General features: G+C 66.1%; 19 protein-coding genes. 14 read left to right on the forward strand and 5 right to left on the reverse strand.

The features are described from left to right. Window positions 1-15 precede the first annotated feature (15 nt). From ABFA30_RS23330 to ABFA30_RS23380, 11 genes are all read left to right on the forward strand, one after another. Window positions 16-498: a copper chaperone PCu(A)C gene (locus ABFA30_RS23330; protein ID WP_225790616.1), complete on the forward strand. Its 483-nt coding sequence runs from the start codon at window positions 16-18 to the stop codon at window positions 496-498. Between the two features lie 19 nt (window positions 499-517). Beyond that, complete coding sequence (locus ABFA30_RS23335; RefSeq protein ID WP_225790615.1) at window positions 518-940, forward strand: DUF2946 domain-containing protein; 423 nt, start codon at window positions 518-520, stop codon at window positions 938-940. 67 nt (window positions 941-1,007) lie between these two features. Beyond that, window positions 1,008-3,074: a TonB-dependent copper receptor gene (locus ABFA30_RS23340; RefSeq protein WP_253102595.1), complete on the forward strand. Its 2,067-nt coding sequence runs from the start codon at window positions 1,008-1,010 to the stop codon at window positions 3,072-3,074. Window positions 3,075-3,134: 60 nt separating this feature from the next. Further along, window positions 3,135-4,499 (forward strand): PepSY-associated TM helix domain-containing protein, encoded by a 1,365-nt coding sequence (locus tag ABFA30_RS23345; RefSeq protein ID WP_368816083.1) that lies wholly within the window; start codon window positions 3,135-3,137, stop codon window positions 4,497-4,499. A gap of 231 nt (window positions 4,500-4,730) precedes the next feature. Then, complete coding sequence (gene cycA, locus ABFA30_RS23350) at window positions 4,731-6,146, forward strand: D-serine/D-alanine/glycine transporter (protein WP_253168066.1); 1,416 nt, start codon at window positions 4,731-4,733, stop codon at window positions 6,144-6,146. A 188-nt stretch (window positions 6,147-6,334) separates the two neighbouring features. Then, window positions 6,335-7,600, forward strand: a complete 1,266-nt coding sequence (gene urtA, locus ABFA30_RS23355) for an urea ABC transporter substrate-binding protein (RefSeq protein ID WP_225790611.1) — start codon at window positions 6,335-6,337, stop codon at window positions 7,598-7,600. A gap of 119 nt (window positions 7,601-7,719) precedes the next feature. Then, window positions 7,720-9,207 carry an urea ABC transporter permease subunit UrtB gene (gene urtB / locus ABFA30_RS23360; protein ID WP_225790610.1) on the forward strand — a complete coding sequence of 496 codons (1,488 nt, stop codon included), beginning with the start codon at window positions 7,720-7,722 and terminating at the stop codon, window positions 9,205-9,207. After that, window positions 9,207-10,286, forward strand: coding sequence for an urea ABC transporter permease subunit UrtC (gene urtC / locus ABFA30_RS23365; RefSeq protein WP_253168063.1), 1,080 nt, complete (start codon window positions 9,207-9,209; stop codon window positions 10,284-10,286). Before urtB ends, urtC begins: the two co-directional genes overlap by 1 nt. Further along, window positions 10,283-11,140 carry an urea ABC transporter ATP-binding protein UrtD gene (gene urtD / locus ABFA30_RS23370; protein ID WP_253080998.1) on the forward strand — a complete coding sequence of 286 codons (858 nt, stop codon included), beginning with the start codon at window positions 10,283-10,285 and terminating at the stop codon, window positions 11,138-11,140. The genes urtC and urtD overlap by 4 nt, the downstream gene beginning before the upstream one ends. 90 nt (window positions 11,141-11,230) lie before the next feature. Then, on the forward strand, window positions 11,231-11,929 hold the full coding sequence (gene urtE / locus ABFA30_RS23375; RefSeq protein WP_253080997.1) for an urea ABC transporter ATP-binding subunit UrtE: 699 nt from the start codon (window positions 11,231-11,233) through the stop codon (window positions 11,927-11,929). Window positions 11,930-11,960: 31 nt separating this feature from the next. Beyond that, window positions 11,961-12,479, forward strand: coding sequence for a GNAT family N-acetyltransferase (locus tag ABFA30_RS23380; protein WP_225790606.1), 519 nt, complete (start codon window positions 11,961-11,963; stop codon window positions 12,477-12,479). A gap of 30 nt (window positions 12,480-12,509) precedes the next feature. Here ABFA30_RS23380 and ABFA30_RS23385 read toward each other — a convergent pair whose 3' ends face one another. Next, complete coding sequence (locus ABFA30_RS23385) at window positions 12,510-12,815, reverse strand: chaperone modulator CbpM (RefSeq protein ID WP_225790605.1); 306 nt, start codon at window positions 12,813-12,815, stop codon at window positions 12,510-12,512. A gap of 2 nt (window positions 12,816-12,817) precedes the next feature. After that, window positions 12,818-13,765, reverse strand: a complete 948-nt coding sequence (cbpA, locus tag ABFA30_RS23390; protein WP_225790604.1) for a curved DNA-binding protein — start codon at window positions 13,763-13,765, stop codon at window positions 12,818-12,820. 166 nt (window positions 13,766-13,931) lie between these two features. On the opposite strand from cbpA, the gene ABFA30_RS23395 reads away from it, so the two are divergent. After that, window positions 13,932-15,203: an Hsp70 family protein gene (locus ABFA30_RS23395; RefSeq protein ID WP_225790603.1), complete on the forward strand. Its 1,272-nt coding sequence runs from the start codon at window positions 13,932-13,934 to the stop codon at window positions 15,201-15,203. Between the two features lie 234 nt (window positions 15,204-15,437). Here ABFA30_RS23395 and ABFA30_RS23400 read toward each other — a convergent pair whose 3' ends face one another. The 3 genes from ABFA30_RS23400 to ABFA30_RS23410 all read right to left on the reverse strand — a co-directional run bounded on the left by ABFA30_RS23400 (window position 15,438) and on the right by ABFA30_RS23410 (window position 17,760). Further along, the gene (locus tag ABFA30_RS23400; RefSeq protein ID WP_225790602.1) at window positions 15,438-16,445 is read right to left on the reverse strand and encodes an AI-2E family transporter; all 1,008 of its coding nucleotides are present in this window, start codon (window positions 16,443-16,445) and stop codon (window positions 15,438-15,440) included. Window positions 16,446-16,523: 78 nt separating this feature from the next. Further along, the gene (locus ABFA30_RS23405; RefSeq protein WP_225790601.1) at window positions 16,524-16,796 is read right to left on the reverse strand and encodes a PsiF family protein; all 273 of its coding nucleotides are present in this window, start codon (window positions 16,794-16,796) and stop codon (window positions 16,524-16,526) included. A 73-nt stretch (window positions 16,797-16,869) separates the two neighbouring features. After that, window positions 16,870-17,760 (reverse strand): esterase/lipase family protein, encoded by an 891-nt coding sequence (locus ABFA30_RS23410; RefSeq protein WP_225790600.1) that lies wholly within the window; start codon window positions 17,758-17,760, stop codon window positions 16,870-16,872. 121 nt (window positions 17,761-17,881) lie between these two features. On the opposite strand from ABFA30_RS23410, the gene osmE reads away from it, so the two are divergent. After that, complete coding sequence (osmE, locus tag ABFA30_RS23415; protein ID WP_225790599.1) at window positions 17,882-18,223, forward strand: osmotically-inducible lipoprotein OsmE; 342 nt, start codon at window positions 17,882-17,884, stop codon at window positions 18,221-18,223. A 47-nt stretch (window positions 18,224-18,270) separates the two neighbouring features. After that, window positions 18,271-18,801: a bacterioferritin gene (locus ABFA30_RS23420; protein WP_225790598.1), complete on the forward strand. Its 531-nt coding sequence runs from the start codon at window positions 18,271-18,273 to the stop codon at window positions 18,799-18,801. Window positions 18,802-18,832: the final 31 nt, after the last annotated feature.

Here is an 18,832-nt window from a genome sequence, read left to right on the forward strand (position 1 = left end):
CCGGAGATCTCAACCATGTTCAAGCACGCCCTCGTCCTGGCCGCCCTGCTGCTGCCCGGCGCCTTCGCCAACGCCCATGAATACACCCAGGGCGACCTGCACATCGCCCACCCCTGGTCGTTGCAGCTGCCACCGAACGCCCCCAACGTGGCCGCGTACTTCATCGTGCACAACAACGGCAAGGCCGATGACCGCCTGCTGGGCGCCGACAGCCCGCTGAGCGATGACGTGCAACTGCACGAACACGCCAAGGCCGCCAGCGGCGCCATGAAGATGCAACAGGTGCCCAACGTGCTCGTCCCCGCCGGCAAGGACCTGACCTTCTCTCCCGGCGCCTACCACGTGATGCTGATGCAACCGAAGGACCGCAGCCTGCTCGTCGATGGCAAGCGCTTCCCGCTGACCTTGCACTTCGAGAAGGCCGGCGACATCACCGTCGAGGTCGCCGTGCAACAGCAGCCGCCGGCCGATCAGCCAGGGCACGACCACGCGCACTGACCGCTGACGGGCGCTCGCCATGAGCCTGCCGCGCAACCGGATCACCCGCTCCACCCGCCCTGTTCGCAGGCGCGTCGGTGGCGGCTGGCTGAGCCTGTTCGCCATGTGGATGATCTTCATCGGCCCACTGGTCTCCCAGTCGATGCCGATGGAGCACCACGCCAGCATGCCCATGCCGATGGACATGTCCATGTCCGCCGGCCATCACCATGGCGATGACGCGCATCACGGCGACGGCCACCAGCATGCCCTTTGGGAAAAGTGCGGCTACTGCAGCCTGCTGTTCAACTGCCCAGCCCTGCCCCAAGCCCTCAGCCCGCTCAGCGTCGGCCTCGTCATTCCCTCCACGCACCTCTTCACCCCAACGCGCCAGGGCCATGCCCGGCAGGCCGTGTTCCCCGGTGCGCGCAGCCGCGCGCCGCCCCTCCCGATCAGCGTCTGAACACTTTTTTTGTCGCACGGAGCCAGGAGGCTTCGCGCCCACTCACGACTGATCGACGGAAAATTCCATGTCCGGCTGTACCCCTGCTTTCGCCTTGTCCCTGCGTGGGACCATCGCCTTGCTCTGCGGCTCGCTGCTCGCGCCCCTGGCCCTGGCCACCGAAACCGGCCACGAAGGCCACGAGCACGACCCGGCCGAACTGAGCCCCACAGTCATCACCGCCATCGCGCCCAGTTCGCCGCTGACCGTGGTCACCAACCCCAAGGACCCACGCCAGCCCGTGCCGGCCAGCGACGGCGCCGACTACCTCAAGACCATCCCCGGCTTCTCGGCGATCCGCTCCGGCGGCACCAACGGCGACCCAGTGCTGCGCGGCATGTTCGGCTCGCGCCTGAACATCCTCACCAACGGCGGCGTGATGCTCGGCGCCTGCCCCAACCGCATGGACGCCCCGACCTCCTACATCTCGCCGGAAACCTACGACCGCCTCACCGTGATCAAAGGCCCGCAAAGCGTGATCTGGGGCCCCGGCGGTTCGGCCGGGACCATTCTCTTCGAGCGCGAACCAGAACGCTTCGGCGAACTGGGCAGCCGCGTCGACGCGAGCCTGCTGGCCGGCTCCAATGGCCGCTTCGACAAGGTGCTGGACGCCGCCGCCGGCAACAGCCAGGCCTATGCGCGCTTCGTCGGCAACCAGTCGCGCTCGGACGACTACGAGGACGGCAATGGCGACACCGTGCCGTCGCGCTGGGACAAATGGAACGGCGATGTCACCCTCGGCTGGACGCCAGACGCCGACACCCTGCTGGAGCTGACCGCCGGCAAGGGCGACGGCGAGGCCCGCTACGCCGGGCGCGGCATGGACGGCTCGCAGTTCAAGCGCGAGAGCCTGGGCCTGCGCTTCGAGAAGTCCAATCTCGGCGAGGTGCTCGACAAGGTCGAGGCGCAGGTCTACTACAACTACGCCGACCACGTGATGGACAACTACAGCCTGCGCACCCCGTCGGGCAGCGGCATGATGGGCATGCCCATGGTCAGCAACGTCGACCGTCGCACCCTGGGCGCGCGGATCAAGGCCACCTGGCGCTGGGCCGACGTGCAACTGGTCAGCGGCATCGACGCACAGACCAACGAACACCGCGCGCGCGGTGGCATGGGGGTGGATGCGCACAAGGGCCAGCCTTGGACCAAGGACGCCGACTTCCACAACTACGGTGCGTTCGGCGAGCTGACCTGGTACGCCACCGGCGAGGACCGCCTGGTCACTGGCGTGCGCCTCGACCGAGCCTCGGCCAGGGACTTGCGTGAAGGCAGCGCCACCGAAGGCGACACCCGCGCCGACACCCTGCCCAGCGGTTTCGTGCGCTACGAGCACGACCTGGCCTCGATCCCGGCGACCACCTACATCGGCCTCGGCCATGCCCAGCGTTTCCCTGACTATTGGGAGCTGTTCTCGCCCAAGCTGGCTCCGGACGGCGCGGCCAACGCCTTCGACGGCATCAAGCCAGAAAAGACCACCCAGCTCGACTTCGGCCTGCAGTACCGCGACGAGCGCCTGGAAGCCTGGGCCTCGGGTTATGTCGGGCAGGTCCGCGACTACATTCTGTTCGACTACCGTCCCGGCATGATGGGCATGCTCAGCTCCCAAGCCCAGAACATCGACGCCCGCATCATGGGTGGCGAACTGGGCGCGGCCTACAAGCTGACCGAGCGCTGGAAGGCCGACGCCACCCTGGCCTACGCCTGGGGCAAGAACAGCAGCGATGGCAAGGCGCTGCCGCAGATGCCTCCCCTGGAAAGCCGGCTGGGCCTGACCTACAGCCGCGATACCTGGAGCGTCGGTGCCTTGTGGCGGCTGGTGGCGGCGCAGAACCGTATCGCCGAGAACCAGGGCAACGTGGTCGGCAAGGACTATGAGAAGAGCGCCGGCTTCGGCGTGTTCTCGCTCAACGGCGCCTACAAGGTCAGCCGCAACCTCAAGCTCAGCGCCGGCGTCGACAACCTGTTCGACAAGGCCTACGCCGAGCACCTGAACCTGGCCGGGAACGCCGGGTTCGGCTACCCGGCCACGGACCCGCGGCCGGTGAACGAGCCAGGCAGGACCTTCTGGACCAAGGTCGACATCAGCTTCTGACAACAACGAACCGGGCGCGGCCAGCACCGCGCCCCAACCTGGTCATATGGGGAGGTTCCCATGAGCACACCACGCATCTCCTTCTACAACCTGGCCTGGCGCTGGCATTTCTACGCCGGGCTGTTCGTCGCGCCGTTCATGATCCTGCTGGCGATCACCGGGATCGTCTACCTGTTCAAGCCGCAGCTCGACCCGCTGATGTACCGCGACCTGATGGTGGTCGAGGCCGGCCATCACCGGCAAGGCGCCGACACCTTGCTGGCCGAGGTGCGCCAGGCTTATCCACAAGGGCATGTGGGGCAGTACCTGCCGCCGCTCAATGCCGAGCGCAGCGCGCAGTTCGTGGTGCACGACGGCGGGCGCGAGCTGAACGTGTTCGTCGACCCTTACAGCGGCAAGGTACTCGGCGAACAGGACGGCAAGAACAACCTGCAGGCGATCGCCCGCGCCCTGCATGGCGAGCTGATGGTCGGCACACTGGGCGATCGCCTGGTGGAACTGGCCGCCGGCTGGGGCATCGTGCTGGTGGTGTCTGGCCTGTACCTGTGGTGGCCGCGCGGGCGCAACGGCGCCGGCGTGCTGTGGCCCCGCCTGTCGGCACGCGGCCGTGTGCTGTGGCGCGACCTGCATGCAGTCAGCGGTTTCTGGGGCTCGGCCCTGCTGTTGCTGATGCTGCTCAGCGGCATGACCTGGACCGGCCTGTGGGGCAAGCAGTACGCCGAATTGTGGAACCGCTTTCCCGCCGCCATGTGGAACGACGTACCCACCTCCGACCAGCAGGCCGGCGCGCTCAACCAGGCCCACCGCCAGACCGTGCCCTGGGCCCTGGAGAACACGCCGATGCCGGTCTCCGGCGCCCATGCCGAGCATGCCAGGCACCACGCCATGGCCAGCGCACCGGCCGCGCCGCAGGTGAGCCTGCAGCAGGTCGAGGACATCGCCAGCGCACGCCAGGTCGAGCCCGGCTACAGCATCACCCTGCCGACCACGGCGGATGGGGTGTTCACTGTCGCGGTGTTCGCCGACGATCCGCGCAACGACGCCACCCTGCATGTGGACCAGTACACTGGCAAGGTCTTGGCCGATGTGCGCTGGCAGGACTACGGCCCGGTCGCCCGTGCCACCGAACTCGGGGTGATGCTGCATGAGGGGCGGATGTTCGGGCCGTTGAACCAGTTCATCATCCTGGTGGTGTGCCTGATGATCCTGCTGGGCTCGGTCAGTGGCCTGGTGATGTGGTGGAAGCGCCGGCCGGTCGGTGGGCTGGGAGTGCCACCGCTGCGGCATGACCTGCCGCGCTGGAAGACCGCCGTGGGGGTGATGCTGGTGCTGGGCCTCGCCTTCCCGCTGGTAGGGGTGTCGATGCTGGTGATGTGGTTGGTCGACAGCCTGGCGGTGCGCCGCAAGGTGCTTGCCAGGGCTTGAGCCCCGGACCGCTTTGCGGCCCATTGCGGGCAAGCTCGCGCCTACAGGTAACCGCTGCCCTCGAGAGCGGCGCCGCCCCTGTGGGCGCGGGCTTGCCCGCGATTGGGCTGCGCAGCAGCCCCTTGCGCGATCCCCGCTGGAGTCGATCTGCCGCGTCCCCCGACCGGAACACGCGTGTTAGCCTACCCGGCTTCCCGACAACAAGACCGACCCTCGATGGAATACAAGCCCATGACACGGACCTCTCCCACACCAGCAGATGACCAGCACCTGCAACGCAACCTGACCAACCGCCACATCCAGCTGATCGCCATCGGTGGCGCCATCGGCACCGGCCTGTTCATGGGCTCGGGCAAGACCATCAGCCTGGCGGGGCCGTCGATCATCTTCGTCTACATGATCATCGGCTTCATGCTGTTCTTCGTCATGCGCGCCATGGGCGAACTGCTGCTGTCGAACCTGAACTACAAGTCGTTCATCGACTTCTCCTCCGACCTGCTCGGCCCCTGGGCCGGCTATTTCACCGGCTGGACCTACTGGTTCTGCTGGGTCATCACCGGCATCGCCGACGTGATCGCCATCGCCGCCTACTCGCAGTTCTGGTTTCCCGACCTGCCCCAGTGGGTACCGGCGCTGGCCTGCGTCGGCGTGCTGCTGTCGCTGAACCTGATCACCGTGAAGATGTTCGGCGAGATCGAGTTCTGGTTCGCCATGATCAAGATCGTCGCCATCCTCGGCCTGGTCGCCACCGGCCTGTACATGGTCGTCAGCGGCTTCGAGTCGCCGGCTGGCCGCACCGCGAGCCTGGCCAACCTGTGGAACGACGACGGCATGTTCCCCCATGGCCCGATGGGCTTCTTCGCGGGCTTTCAGATCGCCGTGTTCGCCTTCGTCGGCATCGAGCTGGTGGGCACCACCGCCGCCGAGGCGAAGAACCCCGAGCGCACCTTGCCACGGGCGATCAACTCGATCCCGGTCCGCATCATCGTGTTCTATGTGCTGGCGCTGATCGCCATCATGGCCGTCACCCCGTGGCGCGACGTGGTGCCGGGCAAGAGCCCGTTCGTGGAGTTGTTCGTCCTGGCTGGCCTGCCGGCGGCGGCGAGCATCATCAACTTCGTGGTGCTGACCTCGGCCGCGTCCTCGGCCAACAGCGGCGTGTTCTCCACCAGCCGCATGCTCTATGGCCTGGCCCAGGAGGGCGACGCGCCCAAGGCCTTCGAGAAACTGTCGCGCCGCGCCGTGCCGGCCAACGGCCTGTACTTCTCCTGCACCTGCCTGCTGCTCGGTGCCGTGCTGATCTACGTGATCCCCGACCTGGTCGAGGCCTTCACCCTGGTCACTACCGTCTCGGCGCTGTTGTTCATGTTCGTCTGGACGCTGATCCTGCTGTCGTACCTGACCTACCGCAAGCAGCACGCCGCCCTGCATGAGGCGTCGAAGTACAAGATGCCTGGCGGGCGCGTGATGTGCTACGTGTGCCTGGCGTTCTTCGCCTTCATCCTGGTGCTGCTGAGCCTGGAAGACGACACCCGTGCGGCCCTGGTGGTCACGCCGCTGTGGTTCGTGATCCTGGCGGTCACCTACCAGTTCGTGCGCAGCAAACGCCAGCTGCGTAGAACGGTGGGCGGTGTGCAGGACAACTGAGGCCCATTTGGGGCCGCCTCGCGGCCCCAATGCCGTGCACACCTGCCCGGCAGGCACCAAGCTGGACCGCCCCGGTGCCCCAGATCGTCGCCAACCCCGCCTGCCTCAAGCCTTTGCGCCTTCGGCACAGCCCTTGCAATCGCCCTCCCCGAGTCGCCACACCCCACCGAACTCAACGGAGAGAGCACATGAAGCGTCGCAGTCTGATCAAGGCCGTCACCCTCAGCGCCAGCCTGGCCGCCATGGGTCTGAGCTGGACCCTCCAGGCCGCCGAGACCATCAAGGTCGGTATCCTGCATTCGCTGTCCGGGACCATGGCGATCTCCGAGACGTCGCTCAAGGACATGGCCCTGATGACCATCGAGCAGATCAACGCCAAGGGCGGGGTGAACGGCAAGCTGCTGGAGCCCGTGGTGGTGGACCCGGCCTCGAACTGGCCGCTGTTCGCCGAGAAGAGCCGCCAGTTGCTGACCCAGGACAAGGTCGCGGTGGTGTTCGGCTGCTGGACCTCGGTGTCGCGCAAGTCGGTGCTGCCGGTATTCGAGGAGCTCGACGGCCTGCTGTTCTACCCGGTGCAGTACGAGGGCGAGGAGATGTCGCCCAACGTCTTCTATACCGGCGCGGCACCGAACCAGCAGGCCATCCCGGCGGTGGAATACCTGATGAGCGAAGACGGCGGCGAAGCCAAGCGCTTCTTCCTGCTGGGCACCGACTACGTCTACCCGCGCACCACCAACAAGATCCTGCGCGCCTTCCTGCACAGCAAGGGCGTGGCCGACAAGGACATCGAAGAGGTGTACACGCCGTTCGGCCACAGCGACTACCAGACCATCGTCGCCAACATCAAGAAATTCGCCGCCGGCGGCAAGACGGCGGTGATCTCCACGGTCAACGGCGATTCCAACGTGCCCTTCTACAAGGAGCTGGCCAACCAGGGCCTGAAGGCCACCGAGGTACCGGTGGTGGCGTTCTCGGTGGGCGAGGAGGAGCTGCGTGGCATCGACACCAAGCCACTGGTGGGCCACCTGGCGGCGTGGAACTACTTCGAGTCGGTGGACAACCCGGTCAACCAACGCTTCGTCGCCGACTGGAAGGCCTATGCCAAGGCCAAGAACCTGCCGGGCGCCGACAAGGCGGTGACCAACGACCCGATGGAGGCCACCTACGTGGGCATCCATATGTGGGCACAGGCCGTGGAGAAGGCCGGCAGCACCGAGGTCGCCAAGGTCCGCGAGGCCCTGGCCGGGCAGAGCTTCCAGGCACCGTCGGGTTACACCCTGACCATGGACAAGAGCAACCACCACCTGCACAAGCCAGTGATGATCGGCGAAATCCAGGACGACGGGCAGTTCAGCGTGGTCTGGGAAACCGAACAGCCGTTGCGGGCGCAGCCCTGGAGCCCGTTCATTCCGGGCAACGAAAAGCGGCCTGACTATGCAGTGAAAGGCAACTGAGTGCCCAGGGGCCGCTCTGCGGCCCAGTCACCGGCAAGCCCGCGCCCACTGCCCTCAAGCGCTGCGGCGTCGTGGTGGGCTTGCCGGCGATGAATTCACCGCTGATCCGGGATACCCTCATGTACCGACTCCTGCTCACGCTCTTGCTCCTGCTGCCCCTGGCAACCCAGGCCAGCGAGGGCGAATTCTTCCTCGCCGCCAAAGCCAACGAACAGGCCCGCCTGCTCCTGGGCTGGGCAGCGCAACCCGAGCCCTCGCGGCTGGCGCTGCTGAGCGCGCTCAAGCAGGGCCGCATCGCCGAAGGCGACACCCGCAAGGTGCGCCTGAACAACCGACTGCGCGGGCTGATCGACAACGCCCTGGCCAGCCACCAGTTGTTCAGCGACGACAGCGACCTGCGCCTGGCCGCTGCCCGTCAATTGCAAAAGAGCGCGCAGCCGGCGCAGGTGGCCTTCCTCGACCGGCGCTTGGCCAGCGAGCCGGACGCCGCCGTGCATGCCGCCCTCGGCCTGGCCCTGGCCAACCTGCAGTTGGGCGCCAGCGAGCCTGCGGTACGCCTGGCGGCCGTGCGCCTGCTCGGCGAAACCGGTGACCCGCTGGCCCGCACGCGCCTGGAGGCCCTGCTGCAACCGGACGCGGAAAGCGACCCGGCCGTACGTACCGCCGCCGAAACCAGCCTGGCCCAGGTCAAGCGCAAGTTGCTGGTCGGCGAGCTGCTCGGCCAGGCCTTCAGCGGCCTGTCCCTGGGCTCGGTCCTGCTGCTGGCGGCCCTGGGCCTGGCGATCACCTTCGGCCTGCTGGGGGTGATAAACATGGCCCATGGCGAGATGCTCATGCTGGGCGCCTACACCACCTACCTGGTTCAGGTACTGGTGCAGCGCCACGCCCCCGGGGCCATCGAGTTCTACCCGTTGATCGCCCTGCCGGTGGCCTTCGCCGTCAGCGCCGGGGTCGGCATGGCGCTGGAGCGCACGGTGATCCGTCACTTGTACGGCCGGCCGTTGGAAACCCTGCTGGCGACCTGGGGCATCAGCCTGATCCTGATCCAGGCCATCCGCCTGCTGTTCGGCGCGCAGAACGTCGAAGTGGGCAACCCGGCCTGGCTGTCCGGCGGCATCCAGGTGCTGCCGAACCTGGTGCTGCCCTACAACCGCCTGGTGATCATCGGCTTCGCCCTGGCCGTGGTGCTGCTCACCTGGCTGCTGCTCAACCGCACACGGTTGGGCCTGCACGTACGCGCCGTGACCCAGAACCGCAACATGGCTGCCTGCTGCGGCGTCGCCACCGGCCGGGTGGACATGCTCGCCTTCGGCCTTGGCTCGGGCATCGCCGGGCTGGGCGGCGTGGCCCTGAGCCAGGTGGGCAACGTCGGCCCCGACCTTGGCCAGGGCTACATCATCGACTCGTTCCTGGTGGTGGTGCTCGGCGGTGTCGGCCAGCTCGCCGGCAGCCTCTGGGCCGCCTTCGGCCTAGGGATCGCCAACAAGCTGCTGGAGCCGCAGATCGGTGCGGTGCTCGGCAAGATCCTCATCCTTGCGCTGATCATCCTGTTCATCCAGAAGCGTCCGCAAGGCCTGTTCGCCCTCAAGGGACGGGTAATCGACTGATGAACCAGCCACTGCTTGTCACTGCCACGCAAAAGGCCGGGCCACGCCTGGCACTGGCCATCGGCGCCGTCGTCGTCCTGGTGCTGCTGGCCCTGCCGCTGTTGTCGCTACTACCGGCGACGCACCCGCTGCAGGTCTCGGCCTACACCCTGACCCTGGTCGGCAAGATCCTCTGCTACGCCATCGTCGCCCTGGCGCTGGACCTGGTCTGGGGCTATGCCGGGTTGCTGTCCCTGGGCCACGGCCTGTTCTTCGCCCTCGGCGGCTACGCCATGGGCATGTACCTGATGCGCCAGGCGGCGGGCGACGGCCTGCCCGGGTTCATGACCTTCCTGTCGTGGAGCGAGCTGCCCTGGTACTGGGCCGGCACCCAGCACTTTGCCTGGGCCCTGTGCCTGGTGGTGCTCGCCCCTGGGCTGCTGGCCCTGGTGTTCGGCTGGTTCGCCTTCCGTTCGCGGATCAAGGGCGTGTACTTCTCGATCATGACCCAGGCCCTGACCTTCGCCGCCATGCTGCTGTTCTTTCGCAACGAGACGGGCTTCGGTGGCAACAACGGCTTCACCAGCTTCCGCACCCTGCTGGGCTTCGACATCGCCGCCCCGGGCACCCGGGCAGTGCTGTTCCTGCTCACCGTGGCCCTGTTGCTGGGCAGTCTGTACCTGTGCTGGCGCCTGACCCAAAGCAAGTTCGGCCGCCTGCTCACCGCGCTGCGCGATGCCGAGAACCGCCTGATGTTCTGCGGCTACGACCCACGCGGCTTCAAGCTGCTGGTGTGGGTGCTCAGCGCCGTGTTGTGCGGCCTGGCCGGAGCCCTGTACGTGCCGCAGGTGGGCATCATCAACCCCAGCGAGATGTCGCCGACCAACTCTATCGAAGCCGCCGTGTGGGTCGCCCTGGGCGGGCGTGGCACGCTGCTCGGCCCGTTGCTCGGCGCAGGCCTGGTCAATGGCATGAAGAGCTGGTTCACCGTGGCCTTCCCGGAGTTCTGGCTGTTCTTCCTCGGCGCCCTGTTCATCCTGGTCACGCTGTACCTGCCCAAGGGCGTGGTCGGCCTGCTGAAGAAAAGGAGCCAGCCATGAAAGGCGTGCCCCCGGTGCATCCGGAATTCATGCTCGAACCGGTGTTCGATCAGCTCGGTGCCGGCCGCGACGCCATCGGCCTCGGCCAGCGCCGCAGCGCCGGCCTCGATGCGCGCCATGGCACGGTGCTGAGCCTGGAGGACATCAGTGTCAGCTTCGATGGCTTCAAGGCGCTCAACGCGCTGAACCTGTACATCGGCGTTGGCGAGCTGCGCTGCATCATCGGCCCCAATGGCGCCGGCAAGACCACGCTGATGGACGTGATCACCGGCAAGACCCGCCCGGACACCGGCAGCGCGTTCTTCGGCGACACCCTCGACCTGACGCACCTGAGCGAGTACCAGATCGCCCAGGCCGGCATTGGCCGCAAGTTCCAGAAGCCCACGGTATTCGAAGCCCTGAGCGTCTACGAGAACCTGGAGCTGGCACTCAAGACGGACAAGTCGGTATGGGCCAGCCTGGTCACGCGGTTGTCGGGCGAACAGCGCCAGCGCATCGAGCAGGTGCTGGCGACCCTGCGCCTGCTGCCACTGGCGCAGCGCCAGGCGGGCCTGTTGTCCCATGGGCAGAAGCAGTTCCTGGAGATCGGCATGCTGCTGGTGCAGGAGCCGCAGTTGCTGTTGCTCGACGAACCGGTGGCGGGCATGACCGATGCCGAGACCGAGTTCACCGCCGAACTGTTCAAGGGCCTGGCCGGCCGGCATTCGCTGATGGTGGTGGAGCATGACATGGGGTTCGTCGGCAGCATTGCCGACCATGTCACGGTGCTGCACCAGGGCAGCGTACTGGCCGAAGGCTCGCTGGAGCAGGTGCAGGCGGATGAACGGGTAGTCGAGGTTTATCTCGGGCGCTGACGCGCCCTCAAGCGCCAAGCGGCAAGATGTCCCGAGCGGCTTTTACTTGCAGCTTGCCGCTCGGGTCTGCCAGTAACGAGGAATGTCGAAGTGCTCCAAATCAGTGAATTGCATCAGTACTACGGCGGCAGCCACATCCTGCGCGGCCTGTCCTTCGAGGCCAAGGTCGGCGAAGTCACCTGCCTGCTCGGCCGCAACGGCGTGGGCAAGACCACCCTGCTGCGCTGCCTGATGGGGCTGGTGCCGGCACGCGAGGGCAGCGTGCACTGGGAGCAGCAGGACATCACTCGCTTCAAGCCCCAGCAGCGGGTCCAGGCTGGCATCGCCTATGTGCCGCAGGGCCGCGAGATCTTCCCGCGGCTCACCGTCGAGGAAAACCTGCTGATGGGCCTGTCGCGCTTCCCCGCCCGCGAAGCGCGCGAGGTACCGGCCTTCATCTACGAACTGTTCCCGGTGCTGGAGCAGATGAAGCAACGCCGTGGCGGCGACCTGTCCGGCGGCCAGCAGCAGCAACTGGCCATCGGCCGTGCCCTGGCCAGCCGCCCACGCCTGCTGATCCTCGACGAACCCACCGAAGGCATCCAGCCGTCGGTGATCAAGGAGATCGGCGCGGTGATCCGCCAGCTGGCCGATCGCGGCGACCTGGCCATCCTGCTGGTGGAGCAGTTCTACGACTTCGCCGAGGCCCTGGCCGACCAGTACCTGGTGATGGCCCGGGGTGAGATCGTCCAGCGTGGCCGTGGCGAAAACATGCAAGCTGAAGGTGTGCGCGGCCTGGTAACCATTTAATCTGCACCGATCCACCCTGCGAGACGCTGTCATGAACCACGTAATCCGCGACGCCCTGCCCGACGACGTGCCGGGGATCCTCGACATCTACAACGACGCCGTGCGCAACACCACGGCGATCTGGAACGAAACGCCGGTCGATTTGGCCAACCGCCAGGCCTGGTTCGAGGCCCGGGCGCAGCAGGGCTACCCGATCCTGGTGGCGGTGGATGACAGTGGCGTGCTGGGCTACGCCTCGTTCGGCGACTGGCGGCCGTTCGAGGGTTTTCGGCATACCGTGGAGCACTCGGTCTACATCCGCGATGACCAGCGCGGCAAGGGCCTGGGGCCGCTGCTGATGCAGGCGCTGGTGGAGCGGGCGCGGGCATGTGGCAAGCATGTGATGGTCGCCGCCATCGAGAGCGGCAACGCGGCGTCGATCCGCCTGCATGAGCGGCTGGGGTTCGTGGTGACAGGGCAGATGCCGCAGGTAGGGGTGAAGTTCGGCAAGTGGCTGGACCTGACCTTCATGCAACTGATGCTCGACCCGGGGGCCGAACCCAAGCGCTGAGGCGAGGGCCGCAAGGCGGCCCCAATCCGCTCACATCTGGATGAACCTGCCCAACCGCTGGCGCAGCATGCTGTTCTCGCTGCGCAGTTGCTGCACCTCTTCCAGCAGCTCCAGCGCCAGCGCCACGCCTTCCCATTCCAGCTCCAGCTCCTCGTGCAGCTTGGCCGCACGCTTGGCGAGCCAGGGTGCCTGGTCGTCGAACAACCAGTCCTCCGGCGTTCGCCCCGAAGGTTCAACGATGCCGTGCTCGACGATTTCGATCACGCAGTCGGCCGTGAGGTCGGCCTCCTGACAGAGGGTTCGCATGTCCAGTTGAACGATCAGGGTGCTGCTCATGATCAACTACTCCATTGTGTCCTCGGATTGAACGCAGCCTTCTCGGCGAGCTTGCTCCAGAGTTCGCGGGCGGCCGCATCCGACTGGCTGGGCATGACCACCTTGAGCTGGGCATAGAGGTCGCCACGCTGGCCCTGCTTGTTGGCCAGGCCCATGCCCTTGACCCGCAGGCGCTGGCCGCTCTGGCTGTCGGGGCGGATGGTCAGGTTGATCTTGCCGGTGAGGGTCGGCACCTCCACCTTGGCGCCCAGGGCAGCCTCCCAAGGCGCCAGGGGCACGGTGATGATCAGGTCATGACCTTCGACATCGAACAGCGGGTGCGGTGCCATGCGGATGGTCAGGAACAGGTCGCCGTTGGCCCCGCCAGCGACGCCCGGCGCCCCCTGGCCCTTGAGGCGGATACGCTCGCCATCGGTGACCCCGGCAGGGATACGCACGTTGAGGGTCTTGGTGGTGAAGCCGGTACGCTGGCCAGCGGCGTTGGTCTGCGGCACCTGGAAACTGATCTGCTTGGACTCCTTGCTCAGGGTTTCCTCGAGGAAGATCGCCAGCTCCAGTTCCACGTCCTGCCCTCGCCTGCCCGCGCTGCGTTGCTGACCACGGCCGAAGGGGTTGCCGCCCCGGGCACCGAAGATCGAACTGAAGAATTCCGAGAAATCCCCTGCCTCGAAGCCACCCTCAGCCCCACGGGCCTCCCAGCCCGGCGGTGCCTGGAAGGGCCGGCCGTGCTGGCCGCCGTACTTGCGGATCTCGTCGTACTCGGCGCGCTTTTGTGTATCGCCCAGCACTTCGTAGGCCTCGTTGGCCTCCTTGAATTTCTCCTCGGCGTCGCGCTCCTTGCTGACGTCGGGGTGATACTTGCGCGCGAGCTTGCGGTAGGCGGTCTTGATCGCCTTCTCGTCCGCCGTCGGCTCGACGCCGAGTATCTTGTAGTAGTCTTTGAAGTCCATCTAGGGGATCACCGTTCAGAATGTGTGCGTTGCATCTGAAGATAAGGGTCAAGCATAGCCTTTCAAGGCCTGCTTGGGGTTGCTCCAGAGCAGACGATCGGTCTTGATTCTGCTGGCCACTGGCATAAACTGCGCGGCCGTTTTGCCTCCGGAAGCATTCCCCCCCATGTCTGACGTATCCCCGGCCCGTGCCTTGGGCATCGACTTCGGCACCTCCAACTCCACGGTCGGCTGGCACCGCCCCGGCGTGCAATCGCTGATCGCCCTGGAAGACGGCAAGATCACCCTGCCCTCGGTGGTCTTCTTCAATATCGAGGAACGCCGTCCGGTATACGGCCGCCTGGCCCTGCACGAATACCTGGAGGGCTACGAAGGACGCCTGATGCGCTCGCTCAAGAGCCTGCTCGGCTCCAAGCTGATCAAGCACGACACCAGCGTGCTGGGCACCGCCCTGCCGTTCAAGGACCTGCTGGGCATGTTCATCGGCGAGCTGAAGAAACGCGCCGAGGCCAATGCCGGCCGCAGCTTCGACGAGGTGGTGCTGGGCCGCCCGGTGTTCTTCGTCGACGAAGACCCGACCGCCGACCAGGAGGCCGAGGACACCCTGGCCGAGGTGGCGCGCAAGGTCGGCTTCAAGGAGGTTTCGTTCCAGTACGAGCCGATCGCCGCGGCGTTCGACTACGAGTCGGGCATCGACCGTGAGGAACTGGTGCTGATCGTCGACATCGGCGGTGGTACCTCGGACTTCTCGCTGATCCGCCTGTCGCCCGAGCGTCACCTGCTCGATGAGCGCCACAGCGACATCCTCGCCACTGGCGGCGTGCACATCGGCGGTACCGACTTCGACAAGCAGTTGAGCCTGCAAGGCGTGATGCCGCTGTTCGGTTACGGCAGCCGGATGAAAAGCCAGGCGTTGATGCCCACCAGCTACCACCTGAACCTGGCCACCTGGCACACCATCAACGCGCTGTATTCGCAAAAATCCCAGTTGGCCCTGGGCAGCATGCGCTACGACATCGAGGACACCCTGGGTATCGATCGCCTGTTCAAGCTGATCGAGCAGCGTGCCGGGCACTGGCTGGCCATGGAAGTGGAGGCCAGCAAGATCGAGCTGACCGAACAGGAGCGCCGGCACATCGACCTGGGCCGCATCGAACCGGCGCTGGGTGTGGACCTGACCCGTGCGCTGTTCGAGGATGCCATCGAGGGGCTGCTGGGGCGTGTGCGTGGCAGCGTCGGCGAACTGCTGACCAAGGCCGGCGTGCGCGAAAGCCAGGTGGACACGGTGTTCTTCACCGGCGGCTCCAGCGGCATCCCGGCCTTGCGCAACAGCGTCGCGGCGATGCTACCCAACGCCCGCCACGTGGAAGGCAATATCTTCGGCAGCATCGGCAGCGGCCTGGCGATCGAAGCCCGCAAACGCTACGGCGCGCTCTGAAGTTTCTAGCTACAAGCCACAAGCTGCAAGTAAAAGCAGGCCGGTGGGGTAATGCTGTTCACTTAAGTCTGATGTGACATCGATTGGGGCTGCCTTGCAGCCCTTCGCGGGCAAGCCCGCTCCCACAGGATCGTGCATTTGCAGCGTACTTGTGGGAGCGGGCTTGCCCGCGAAGGGCCGCAAGGCGGCCCCAATGGCTTAAGTGAACAGCATTAGGCCAGTGGAGTCGCCACTTCAGACCAGCTCGGCACGCTTGAGCTCGCTCTTGAGGTAGGCATAGTAGATCGGCCCCGCCACCACGCCCGGCAAGCCGAATGCCGCCTCGAACACCAGCATCGCCAACAGCAACTCCCACGACTTGGCACTGATCTGCCCGCCGACGATCCGCGCATTGAGGAAGTACTCGACCTTGTGGATCACGATCAAGTAGCCCAGGGCGGCCACCGCCACCCAGATCGACAGGGACAGCCCGACGATGGTGATCAGGGTGTTGGACATCAGGTTGCCGATCACCGGCAACAGGCCCAGCAGGAAAGTCAGCACGATCAAGGTCTTGGTCAGCGGCAGGTGCACCCCGAACAACGGGAACACCACCGCCAGGAAGATGCCGGTGAAGAAGGTGTTGAGCAGGGAAATCTTGATCTGGGCGAAGACGATGTTGCGAAACGCCTGCACCAGCAGGCTCAGGCGCTCGAACAGCGCCGCGGCCAGGGGCTTGCGCCGGGATATGTCGGGAATGCGCTGCAAGGCGACGATGGCACCGAGGATCATGCCGATCAGCAGGGTGACGAACATGTGCGCCATGCCCTTGCCCACCAGTTGCAGCTCGCCCAGGTGGCTCTTGAGCCAGTCGCCGATGGCCACCTTGAACTCCGCAGCGCTGGCCGGCAGGTAGCCGTCGATGAACGGCGGCAACTGGGCGCGCGCCCGCTCCACCAGGGCCATGAACTTGTCCAGCGAAGCACCGGGGTTCTCGGCCTCGTGCAGGAGGAAACTGAAGGCACCGGCGAACACCAAGGTCAGGGTACTGACCACCAGCGTGCCGAGCAGGGCCACGGCCAACCAGCGCGCACGCTGGCCGGCGATCAACGGCTGCAGCCTGGGGGTGAGCATGTTGACCAGCTCGAACACCAGCAGGCCGGCCAGCAGGCTGGGCAGCAACTTCAGGGGGAGCGCCAGCAGCAGGCCGGCAAGCACGATGATCCAACTGGCCAGGGTGATCTGGCGAGGGGTGAAGGTCATACAGCCTCAACGGCAGACAACAGAAAAGACCCGCAGTCTGCCAGCCTTCGTCCTACAAACATAGTGACTCGGCGCAGCTCACTTCTTCTTCAGGCAGTCGCTCATGAACGCCTTGCGCTCATCGCCCTTGAGGGCCTTGGCAGTGGCGTTGGCGTTGCAGGTCTTCATCTTCTCCTGCTGGGTGACCTTGAGGCACTTGCTCATGAACGCCTTGCGTTCATCCCCTTTCAGGGCCTGTTCGGTGGCTTCGGCATTGCAGGTCTTCATCTTTTCCTGCTGGGCGGTGGCGGCGAATCCCTGCGCGCTGATCAACACACCCAACACCAACAACGGCACTTGCAGCACTTTCATGGAGTGGTCTCCTTGTCTCCGTGCCCGCTGCACGGTCGTCGTGCAGAGTGTAGACAAGAATTTTTACATCTCCCTACAAGCCTGCGGCCTTGAGCCGTGCAGCGTGCTCGGTGAACAGCCGCACCGGGTCGGCGCCCTTGCCCACCGCGCCGAGGGACTGGTTGACGATGTCCAGGTGGTCGAGCGGATAGTCGTCGCCGATGACCTGGCCCAGGTGCGAGCTGTAGCGCCCGACCATGCCGTCGCATTGGCCCTTCTCGCGCGTGAAGGTGCGGGCGAACAACCGGCAGAAGCGGTTGCTGCCGTCGAAGCGGTTGCGCCCCTGGTCGGTACGCCCCGGTTGCAGGGTGCCGGACCACGAGTAATAGCGCACGCCATCGACCTCGGCCGGGCCCTCGCCCCCCCAGGAGGTCGGCAGGCCCTGTGGATAAGCCTGGTTGAACAGGGCCACGCCGGCGCTAGTGAGGGACTGGTGCGAGGCGTGCACGTCGATCGGCAGCGGCTCGCGCCGCCAGCCGGTTTCCAGCCATACCAGCAACACCGCAAGGCCATGCAGCACAGCCTTGAGTATCCGCCCCTGGGGTGAGTCGCCCGGGGCCTTGTGCGCCAAGTAGTCGGCCAGCTCCGAGCCCTGGTTGGGCCCGGCCACCGAGGTCACCGACGCCACCCGGTCGGGCCTCTTCGCCGCCGCGTAGCGGGCGCTGAGGGCCCCCTGGCTGTGGCCGATAAGGTTGACCCGTTCGGCCCCGGTCCGCCGGCAGATGTCCTCGATGATCGCCAGCAGCTGTTCGCCACGGACTTCGCTGGCATGCAGCGGCGACACCTGCACCGGGAATACCTGCGCTCCACCCCGGCGCAGCGCCGGAACGATGCCATACCAGTACGGATAGAGCAGCACCCGCACGAAACCGAGCATGCCCGGTACCAGCACCAGTGGGTAGCGCGTGGCCAGGTCCTGGTTCATGGCCTCTCCCTCTCCTTGGTCAGTCGGCCAACACTACAGGGCCGGGGCCAGGCATCGCAATCGAACTCCTGGCGCGCCATGCGGCTCCAACCAGAACAGACCCTGAGCAAGGAGCGGGACCATGTACAAGCAGACCCTGGCAATCCTTCTGGCGGGCGCGACCCTGGCCGCCTGCGGCAGCCGCCCGGAAAACCCGGTGGACTACGTCACCTACCGCGACGAGCCGCTGGTCAAGCAGGTCGAGAACGGCATGACCATGCAGAAGGTCATCGCCATCGGCGGCAGCCCGTCGAAGGTGAGCGACCTGCCCCATGGCGGCACCTGCAACGACTACATCCTCAACCGCGACGGCCACCAGCAGCCCTACTACGTACGCTTCGACGCCACCGGCCATGTCGATGCCAAGGGCTTCAAGACCTGCCAGCAACGAGAAGAGGACCGCGAGGCCGTACCCGGCGCGTGAGCCCTCCCTGACACCCCGTGACCACCCTGATCCTTTCGGAGATGAACATGAACGCTACCGAACTGACCGATGTGCAGACCCTGCGCGAGCGCGCCCGCCAGCATGTCGAGCAAGGCGCCGTGACCGAGGGCTACAGTGCCGATCGCGACAGGATCCTGCGCCTGCTCAATGAATCGCTGGCCACCGAGCTGGTCTGCACCCTGCGCTACAAGCGCCACTACTTCATGGCCAGCGGCATCAAGGCCAGCGTCGCCGCCGAGGAGTTCCTCGAGCATGCCAACCAGGAGGCCGAGCACGCCGACAAGCTGGCCGAGCGCATCGTCCAGCTCGGTGGCGAGCCGGATTTCAACCCGGACAACCTGAGCAAGAACGCCCACGCCCAGTACGTCGCGGGCAGTACCTTGAAAGAGATGGTCCTGGAGGACCTGGTGGCCGAGCGCATCGCCATCGACAGCTACCGCGAGATCATCCAGTACATCGGCGAGAAAGACCCGACCACCCGGCGCATCTTCGAAGACATCCTGGCCCAGGAAGAAGAGCACGCCGACGACATGGCGGACCTGCTCAAAGGCTTGTGATCCACTGGGGCCGCTGTGCGGCCCCAGCGTT

This window comes from Pseudomonas sp. HLMP, from assembly GCF_046365545.1.
Lineage (GTDB): Bacteria > Pseudomonadota > Gammaproteobacteria > Pseudomonadales > Pseudomonadaceae > Aquipseudomonas > Aquipseudomonas guariconensis_B.